Genomic DNA, 8,228 nt, shown 5'->3' on the forward strand with positions numbered 1-8,228 from the left:
GGGGGGCGGGGGGCGTATTCCCGCTATTCCGGGGAATGCTTTTGTGAGCAATACAGACGCCCTGTCGCCAGGCGGGGCGTCACTAGAGAGAATCCGGGTTATGTTGCAGTTTATTCTCCGACGTCTGGGACTAGTCATCCCGACATTTATCGGTATCACCCTTCTCACCTTTGCTTTCGTCCATATGATCCCCGGCGATCCGGTGATGATTATGGCGGGCGAACGTGGTATTTCCCCCGAACGTCACGCGCAGCTGCTGGCCGAAATGGGCCTTGATAAGCCGCTGTGGCAGCAATATGCCCACTATATCTGGGGCGTGCTGCACGGCGATTTAGGCATCTCGCTGAAAAGCCGCATTCCCGTGTGGCAGGAGTTTGTCCCGCGCTTTAAAGCCACTCTTGAGCTGGGCGTCTGCGCGATGATCTTCGCCGTCGCCGTCGGCATTCCGGTGGGCGTGCTGGCTGCGGTAAAACGCGGCTCCATCTTTGACCACACCGCGGTGGGCCTGGCGCTGACCGGCTACTCAATGCCTATCTTCTGGTGGGGCATGATGCTGATTATGCTGGTTTCGGTACAGCTGAACCTGACGCCGGTCTCCGGGCGCATCAGCGATACGGTGTTCCTTGACGATACCCTGCCGCTGACCGGCTTTATGCTGATCGACACCGCCATCTGGGGCGAGCAGGGCGACTTTATTGACGCCTTAATGCATATGATCCTGCCCGCTATCGTGCTGGGCACCATCCCGCTGGCGGTGATCGTGCGTATGACCCGTTCGTCGATGCTGGAAGTGCTTGGCGAAGACTATATCCGTACCGCGCGCGCCAAAGGCCTGACCCGGATGCGGGTGATCGTGATCCACGCGCTGCGTAACGCGATGCTGCCGGTGGTCACGGTGATTGGTCTGCAGGTGGGCACCCTGCTGGCAGGCGCCATCCTGACGGAAACCATTTTCTCATGGCCTGGTTTAGGTCGCTGGCTGATCGACGCGCTGCAGCGTCGCGATTATCCGGTGGTGCAGGGCGGGGTGCTGCTGGTGGCGACGATGATTATCCTCGTCAACCTGCTGGTCGACCTGCTGTACGGCGTGGTGAACCCGCGTATCCGGCATAAGAAGTAAGGGGCCATCATGTCACAAGTTACTGAAAATAAAGTTATCGCTGCGCCGGTACCCATGACTCCGCTGCAGGAGTTCTGGCACTATTTCAAACGCAACAAAGGGGCGGTCGTCGGGCTGGTATACGTGGTGGTGATGATCGTCATCGCGGTATTCGCCAACTTCCTCGCCCCCTATAACCCGGCGGATCAGTTCCGTGATTCGCTGCTGGCGCCGCCGTTCTGGCAGGACGGCGGCAGCATGGCGCATCTGCTCGGCACCGACGACGTGGGCCGCGATATTCTGTCGCGCCTGATGTACGGCGCCCGCCTGTCGCTGCTGGTGGGCTGCCTGGTGGTGGTTCTGTCGCTGATCCTCGGCGTGGTGCTCGGCCTGGTGGCGGGCTATTTCGGCGGAGTGGTGGACTCAATCATCATGCGCGTCGTCGATATTATGCTGGCGCTGCCGAGTCTGCTGCTGGCGCTGGTGCTGGTGGCAATCTTCGGGCCCTCCATCGTCAACGCCTCGCTGGCGCTAACCTTCGTGGCGCTCCCGCACTATGTGCGTCTCACGCGCGCCGCGGTGCTGGTGGAGGTCAACCGTGACTACGTGACCGCCTCCCGCGTAGCGGGCGCCGGCGCGATGCGCCAGATGTTCGTTAATATTCTCCCTAACTGTCTTGCGCCGCTGATTGTTCAGGCGTCGCTGGGCTTCTCTAACGCCATTCTCGACATGGCAGCGCTGGGGTTCCTCGGTATGGGCGCGCAGCCGCCGACGCCTGAGTGGGGCACCATGCTTTCCGACGTATTGCAGTTCGCGCAAAGCGCCTGGTGGGTAGTGACCTTCCCGGGTGTGGCGATCCTGCTGACGGTGCTGGCATTTAACCTGATGGGTGACGGTCTGCGTGACGCGCTCGATCCCAAACTGAAGCAGTAAGAGGTTCGAGATGGCGTTATTAAATGTAGATAAGTTATCGGTGCATTTCGGCGATGAGAATGCGCCGTTCCGCGCCGTAGACCGCATCAGCTATAGCGTGAAGCAGGGCGAAGTGGTCGGCATCGTGGGGGAATCGGGTTCCGGTAAGTCGGTGAGCTCGCTGGCGATTATGGGGCTGATTGATTACCCCGGCCGGGTGATGGCGGACAAACTGGAATTTAACGGCCGCGATCTGCAGCGCATCTCTGAAAAAGAGCGGCGCCAGCTGGTGGGGGCGGAAGTGGCGATGATCTTCCAGGATCCAATGACCAGCCTCAACCCGTGCTTTACCGTCGGCTACCAGATTATGGAAGCGATTAAGATCCATCAGGGCGGCAATAAGCAAACCCGCCGCCAGCGGGCGATCGACCTGCTGAACCTGGTGGGTATTCCTGACCCGGCGTCGCGGCTGGACGTTTATCCGCACCAGCTTTCCGGCGGGATGAGCCAGCGCGTGATGATCGCGATGGCGATCGCCTGCCGGCCAAAACTGCTGATTGCCGATGAACCGACTACCGCGCTGGATGTGACCATTCAGGCGCAGATTATCGAACTGCTGCTGGAGTTGCAGCAGCAAGAGAATATGGCGCTGGTGTTGATTACCCATGACCTGGCGCTGGTGGCGGAAGCCGCGCATAAAATTATCGTGATGTACGCGGGTCAGGTGGTGGAGACCGGTGACGCGAAAGATATCTTCCGCGCGCCGCGCCATCCTTATACCCAGGCGCTGCTGCGCGCGCTGCCGGAATTCGCCCAGGATAAAGCGCGTCTGGCCTCGCTGCCGGGCGTGGTGCCGGGGAAATATGACCGTCCCAACGGCTGCCTGCTTAATCCGCGCTGCCCCTATGCCACGGATAAATGCCGTAGCGAAGAGCCGGCGCTCGCGGATCTGACCGGCGGCCGCCAGTCTAAATGTCACTACCCACTCGATGATGCCGGGAGGCCTGGATTATGAGTACGCAAAAGGCCGCCACGCCACAACCGCTGTTGCAGGCCATTGATCTGAAAAAACACTATCCGGTGAAGAAGGGGTTATTCGCCCCGGAACGGCTGGTGAAGGCGCTGGACGGCGTCTCCTTTACCCTTGAGCGCGGTAAAACGCTGGCGGTAGTGGGGGAGTCGGGCTGCGGCAAATCGACCCTCGGTCGTCTGCTGACGATGATTGAGATCCCCACCGGCGGCGAGCTCTATTATCAGGGGCAGGATCTGCTTAAGCACGACCCGCAGGCGCAGAAGCTGCGGCGGCAAAAAATCCAGATTGTGTTCCAGAACCCGTATGGTTCGCTGAACCCGCGTAAAAAAGTGGGGCAGATTCTGGAGGAGCCGCTGCTGATTAACAGCAGCCTGAGCAAAGAGCAGCGGCGTGAAAAAGCGCTGGCGATGATGGCGAAAGTGGGCCTGAAAACCGAGCATTACGATCGCTACCCGCATATGTTCTCCGGCGGTCAGCGTCAGCGTATCGCTATTGCTCGCGGGCTGATGCTGGATCCAGATGTGGTGATTGCCGATGAGCCGGTCTCCGCGCTGGACGTTTCGGTACGCGCTCAGGTGCTGAACCTGATGATGGATCTGCAGCAGGATTTAGGGCTGTCCTACGTGTTTATCTCCCACGACCTGTCGGTCGTCGAGCACATCGCCGATGAAGTGATGGTGATGTATCTCGGCCGCTGCGTGGAGAAGGGCACCAAAGACCAGATCTTCAACAATCCGCGTCATCCGTACACCCAGGCGCTGCTGTCGGCGACGCCGCGTCTGAACCCAGACGACCGGCGCGAGCGGATCAAGCTGACCGGCGAACTGCCGAGCCCGCTAAATCCGCCACCGGGCTGCGCCTTTAACGCGCGCTGTCGCCGTCGCTTTGGCCCCTGCACTCAGCTCCAGCCGCAGCTGAAGGATTACGGCGGCCAGCTGGTGGCCTGCTTTGCCGTCGACCAGGATGAGAATCCGCAAAAGTCCCACGCCTGATGGCGCGCTCCCGGTCCCATGGCCGGGAGCTTCTCTCCCGCCGTGGATAAAACCTGGCGCTTACGCATATTGCCGCAGTTTATGTCACGCTCTCAGAGCATTCTTCGTAGATTATCCGAAAAAATAAGCCTTTCAGTCCATTTTTATAGAATTAAAGAGAAATTAAAATGGTTCAGGTTTATTCTTTCGCTGATCTGACGCTATGATTTCATCATGACCTAATACTTTTATATAAAAACGACTGGGAAGCGTGGTGATTGCGGGAAGTTAAGGATGTACGCATACCTAAAAAATGGGGCTACCCTTCTGCAAGGGAAATGTTAGTGTAGCGATACTTCTGCCGTGGAATCATCCCGAAAATCAAATTCTAAACTATTATAACCCTGTCAATCGTGTGTATTGGTACGTCACCATCGGCGCGTTATCTGCCATCCCAGAAGCGTCACGATATTTTTAATATACCCAGAAAATAACAACAAACTTAATATGAAATTTTTAAAATCATGAGGTTATCAATGAACCATTATGATGATCTGCAGCGCTTTCAAGAAAAAACGCGGACGCAAAACCTCAACTTTCAGGATCTTTCTTCGCAAGCCGCCACGCGGGAACACGGCGACTGGGCGATCCTCAATCAGCTAAATCCCGGCGCCGAGAAACCCTCTTCTCTGGCGCTGGGAGGCTCGGTCTCCGCGCCGTTGCCGCAGTCGGTGCCCGCGGATCTGTTCCGCCAGGTAGAGGCGGCCGTAGCAGCGGCGCCAACCTCTGATCCTGTTGTGTCTGCCGCTTCGGCCGCGCCTGCTACTTCCCAGCCGGTCGTGGAGACCGCCGCAGCCGCACCGGAGCCGGTCAGGCAGGAGCCTGCGCCGACCCCTGCGCCTTCAATTCCGGCGTCGGAACCGGCCATGGCGCCGCCGCCGAGAATGGCCCCCCGACCCGCGGCCGCCGCCGAGAACTATGCCCACCTGTTCGCCGCGAAAAGCGCGGAGCCGGTGGCGAAAAATAAAGACCAGCCTTTGAAATCACTTCTGGAAAGGATCGCGACATGCCGTTGATTTGCGTCTGTTCACCGAAAGGCGGCGTAGGGAAAACGACCCTGGCGGCCAATTTAGCCTATTCGCTGGCGCGGACGGGCAGCAAAGTTCTGGCGCTGGATTTTGATGTCCAGAACGCGCTGCGTTTGCATTTTGGCGTACCGCTGAACGATGAGCGGGGCTATGTGGCGAAGGCGCTGGAGCTGCACGACTGGAGCCAGTGCGTGTTGAGCGCCGGCAGTAATATTTTCGTCCTGCCATATGGCGAAGTGAGCGAGGCGCAGCGTCAGGCGTTTGATGAGCAACTGACCCATAATGACCATTTCCTCCAGCGCGGTCTGTCCGCGCTGCTTAATTATCCCGGGCTTATCACCATCGCCGATATGCCCCCTGGACCTTCGCCCGCGCTAAAGGCGCTGACGGGGCTGGCGGACCTGCATCTTATCCCGCTGCTGGCGGATACCGCCTCGATGTCGACCCTGGCGCACGTAGAAAAGCAGCGCCTGACCGGCGCGGCGCTGAATTATAAGCACGGGCACTATTTCGTCATTAACCAAAGCGATAGCCGTCGCCAGGTCAGCCGGGACGTCACCAGCCTGATGGAAGAGAAACTGGGCGAGCGACTGCTTGGCGTGATCCATCGTGATGAAAGCGTGGTGGAGGCCAATGCCTCGCAGAAGTCGATCCTGGACTTTAACGCTTCCTCGGCAGCGGCCTTCGATATTGAAATCATGGCTAAAAAAATATCTTCGCTGTTGGGTATTCATATTGGCGATGGCACGGTGCACAGCCAGCCACGCATGTCAGGGCGTTAACTTTTTGCAGGGCTGCTGAATGAAAAAATCTCTTTTTTGGTTGCTGGCGCTGGTGCTGTCACCCGTCGCCGTGCTGGTGGTGATCACGCCGATGGACAGCCAAAAGCAGTATATTTTTGGTCTGTTAAGTATCGGTATTCTCTTTCTGATGGGCTTCAGCAAGCGCCGCAGCGTATCGGTCATTATGGTCGTCACGTCGCTGCTGATGTCCACCCGTTACATGTATTTTCGCCTCACGCAGACCCTGCACTTCAACTCGTCCATTGAAGCTATTCTCGGCATGGGACTCTTTCTGGCGGAAGTCTATATCTGGGTGATGCTACTGCTTAACTATCTGCAGACGGTCTGGCCGCTGAAGCGCGGCATTGTTCCGCTGCCGGATGATATGAGTAAGTGGCCGACGGTCGATATCTATATTCCGAGCTATAACGAACCGCTGGAGGTGGTGCGCGATACCGTCCTGGCGGCACAATGCATTGATTATCCAAAAGATAAAATGAAAATCTATCTTCTGGATGACGGTAAGCGCAGCGAGTTTGCCGTCTTCGCCGCCGACGTTGGGGTGGGCTATATCACCCGCAATGACAACAAGCACGCCAAAGCGGGGAACCTTAACCATGCGCTGACCCTGACTCAGGGGGAGCTTATCTGCGTTTTCGACTGCGACCACGTCGCCACGCGCGTCTTCCTGCAGGCCACCGTCGGCGGTTTCCTGAAAGACCCGATGCTGGCTCTGGTGCAGACGCCGCACTACTTCTATTCCCCGGATCCATTTGAACGTAACCTCTCCGTCGGACGCAACATTCCCAACGAAGGGATGTTGTTCTATGGCCCGATTCAGCAGGGGAACGACAACTGGAACGCCACCTTTTTCTGCGGCTCCTGCGCGGTGATCCGTCGCGAGGCGCTGGCGCAGATCGGCGGTTTCGCCGTCGAAACGGTGACCGAAGATGCTCATACGGCACTGAAGTTTCAGCGTCTGGGGTGGAAGTCGGCCTTTCTCGATATCCCACTGGCCGCAGGTCTCGCTACTGAACGCCTGGTGGTGCACGTCATCCAGCGTACCCGCTGGGCGCGCGGGATGACGCAGATTTTCCGCGTCGATAATCCGCTGTTTGGCCGCGGGCTGACTTTTCAGCAGCGCTTGTGCTATCTCAGCGCCATGCTCTACTACCAGTTCGCGCTGCCCAGGGTGGTGTTTGTCACCGCCCCGCTGGCTTACCTGCTGTTTAACCTCAATATTATCTACTCGTCGGCGAGCCTGATAGTCTCCTATGCCCTGCCGCACCTGTTCCTCGCTATTTACGTTGGTTCGCGAATGAACGGCCGCTATCGCTACAGCTTCTGGGGGGAGATCTACGATATTGTGCTGGCCTTCCACCTGGTGCTGCCGACTCTGGTGACGATGATTTTCCCCAAACGCGGCAAGTTTAACGTTACCGATAAGGGGGGCTGCTTGACGTCGGCTACTTCGATTTCACCGTGGTGCGCCCGCACCTGGTGGTGGCCTGCCTGCTGGCCCTGGGGGTGGTGGTCGGCATCGTCCGGGCGATTGGCCATGACTATTTTGGCTCGGATCCCAACGTTATCGCCCTCAACGTCGGGTGGGGGATCTACAGTCTGATCTTCCTGCTGGCGGCGATTGCCGTGGCGCGCGAAACGCGGCAGGTGCGAAAAACCATTCGTATCGATGTCGACATTCCGGTGGTGATCCATTACGCCAGCGGCATCGTCTCGCGCAGCCATACCGCGGATCTGTCGATGGGCGGCTGCCGCGTGGTCGCGCCTGATAATCGCCATCTGGAGGATGACATCGAAGAGATTGAGCTGATCCTGCAGTCCGGGGCTATCTCGATTCCGGCCCAGCTGGTCACCTCTGACGAGCGCTTCCTGCGCCTCAAGTTTGATGAAGATATTCCGCTTTCGCGCCGCCGTGAACTGGTGCGCGTGGTGCTGGCCCGCGCGGATGCGTGGATTAATCCGCCGCGCCCGCAGGATAACCCGTTCCGCTCCTTCTTCACCATTTTACGCTGCGTGTTCGAACTGTTCTGGCTGACGTGGAAAACCCGTCGTAGCCAGCGCAATCGGGCAACAGTGGCGAAAACGGCGCAGGAGGATGGGACGTTATGAAGCGATTAACCACGCTGGCGCTGCTGGCAGGGATGCTCTCTGCGCCTGCGCTACACAGTGAAGAACCGGGCTCCGGCTCCGCTGCCCCGCTGAGCTTCCCGCAGCTCAACGACGCGGCGGACAGCGAGCCCGGCGACGAACCTCCGGCTGCCTCGCCGGAGGAGGGCGCCTCTCCGGCAGCCCCCGCCACCGCCGGCGATGCGGCGGCGGTGG

The 8,228-nt window shown here is 58.7% G+C and carries 7 protein-coding genes and 2 pseudogenes; all 9 read left to right on the forward strand.

Translation table 11 applies throughout. The features are described from left to right. Nucleotides 1-100 precede the first annotated feature (100 nt). Complete coding sequence (gene dppB, locus HMPREF9538_RS22215) at nt 101-1,120, forward strand: dipeptide ABC transporter permease DppB (protein ID WP_002921786.1); 1,020 nt, start codon at nt 101-103, stop codon at nt 1,118-1,120. A 9-nt stretch (nt 1,121-1,129) separates the two neighbouring features. Beyond that, nucleotides 1,130-2,032: a dipeptide ABC transporter permease DppC gene (dppC, locus tag HMPREF9538_RS22210; RefSeq protein ID WP_004145207.1), complete on the forward strand. Its 903-nt coding sequence runs from the start codon at nt 1,130-1,132 to the stop codon at nt 2,030-2,032. A 10-nt stretch (nt 2,033-2,042) separates the two neighbouring features. Continuing rightward, the gene (gene dppD, locus HMPREF9538_RS22205; protein WP_009484205.1) at nt 2,043-3,026 is read left to right on the forward strand and encodes a dipeptide ABC transporter ATP-binding protein; all 984 of its coding nucleotides are present in this window, start codon (nt 2,043-2,045) and stop codon (nt 3,024-3,026) included. Continuing rightward, complete coding sequence (gene dppF / locus HMPREF9538_RS22200; protein WP_002921784.1) at nt 3,023-4,036, forward strand: dipeptide ABC transporter ATP-binding subunit DppF; 1,014 nt, start codon at nt 3,023-3,025, stop codon at nt 4,034-4,036. The genes dppD and dppF overlap by 4 nt, the downstream gene beginning before the upstream one ends. Before the next feature lie 18 nt (nt 4,037-4,054). Continuing rightward, complete coding sequence (locus HMPREF9538_RS22195) at nt 4,055-4,234, forward strand: hypothetical protein (RefSeq protein ID WP_004145206.1); 180 nt, start codon at nt 4,055-4,057, stop codon at nt 4,232-4,234. A 317-nt stretch (nt 4,235-4,551) separates the two neighbouring features. After that, nucleotides 4,552-5,091 carry a cellulose biosynthesis protein BcsO gene (locus tag HMPREF9538_RS22190; RefSeq protein ID WP_009484206.1) on the forward strand — a complete coding sequence of 180 codons (540 nt, stop codon included), beginning with the start codon at nt 4,552-4,554 and terminating at the stop codon, nt 5,089-5,091. Between the two features lies 1 nt (nt 5,092). Continuing rightward, nucleotides 5,093-5,885: pseudogene (locus HMPREF9538_RS22185) on the forward strand (cellulose synthase operon protein YhjQ/BcsQ). 19 nt (nt 5,886-5,904) lie between these two features. After that, nucleotides 5,905-8,015, forward strand: a pseudogene (gene bcsA, locus HMPREF9538_RS0126980) (UDP-forming cellulose synthase catalytic subunit). Continuing rightward, a partial coding sequence (locus HMPREF9538_RS32065; RefSeq protein WP_009484208.1) for a hypothetical protein occupies nt 8,012-8,228 on the forward strand: 217 nt, incomplete at its 3' end. The pseudogene bcsA and the gene HMPREF9538_RS32065, both read left to right, overlap by 4 nt.

It is taken from the genome of Klebsiella sp. MS 92-3, assembly GCF_000195655.1.
Taxonomy (GTDB): Bacteria; Pseudomonadota; Gammaproteobacteria; order Enterobacterales; family Enterobacteriaceae; genus Klebsiella; species Klebsiella pneumoniae.

Bases quoted from the DNA above. Each gene is read 5' to 3' on its own strand.
- dppB (WP_002921786.1), top strand. From the start codon at position 101: ATGTTGCAGTTTATTCTCCGACGTCTGGGACTAGTCATCCCGACATTT.
- dppC (WP_004145207.1), top strand. From the start codon at position 1,130: ATGTCACAAGTTACTGAAAATAAAGTTATCGCTGCGCCGGTACCCATG.
- dppD (WP_009484205.1), top strand. From the start codon at position 2,043: ATGGCGTTATTAAATGTAGATAAGTTATCGGTGCATTTCGGCGATGAG.
- dppF (WP_002921784.1), top strand. From the start codon at position 3,023: ATGAGTACGCAAAAGGCCGCCACGCCACAACCGCTGTTGCAGGCCATT.
- HMPREF9538_RS22195 (WP_004145206.1), top strand. From the start codon at position 4,055: ATGGCCGGGAGCTTCTCTCCCGCCGTGGATAAAACCTGGCGCTTACGC.
- HMPREF9538_RS22190 (WP_009484206.1), top strand. From the start codon at position 4,552: ATGAACCATTATGATGATCTGCAGCGCTTTCAAGAAAAAACGCGGACG.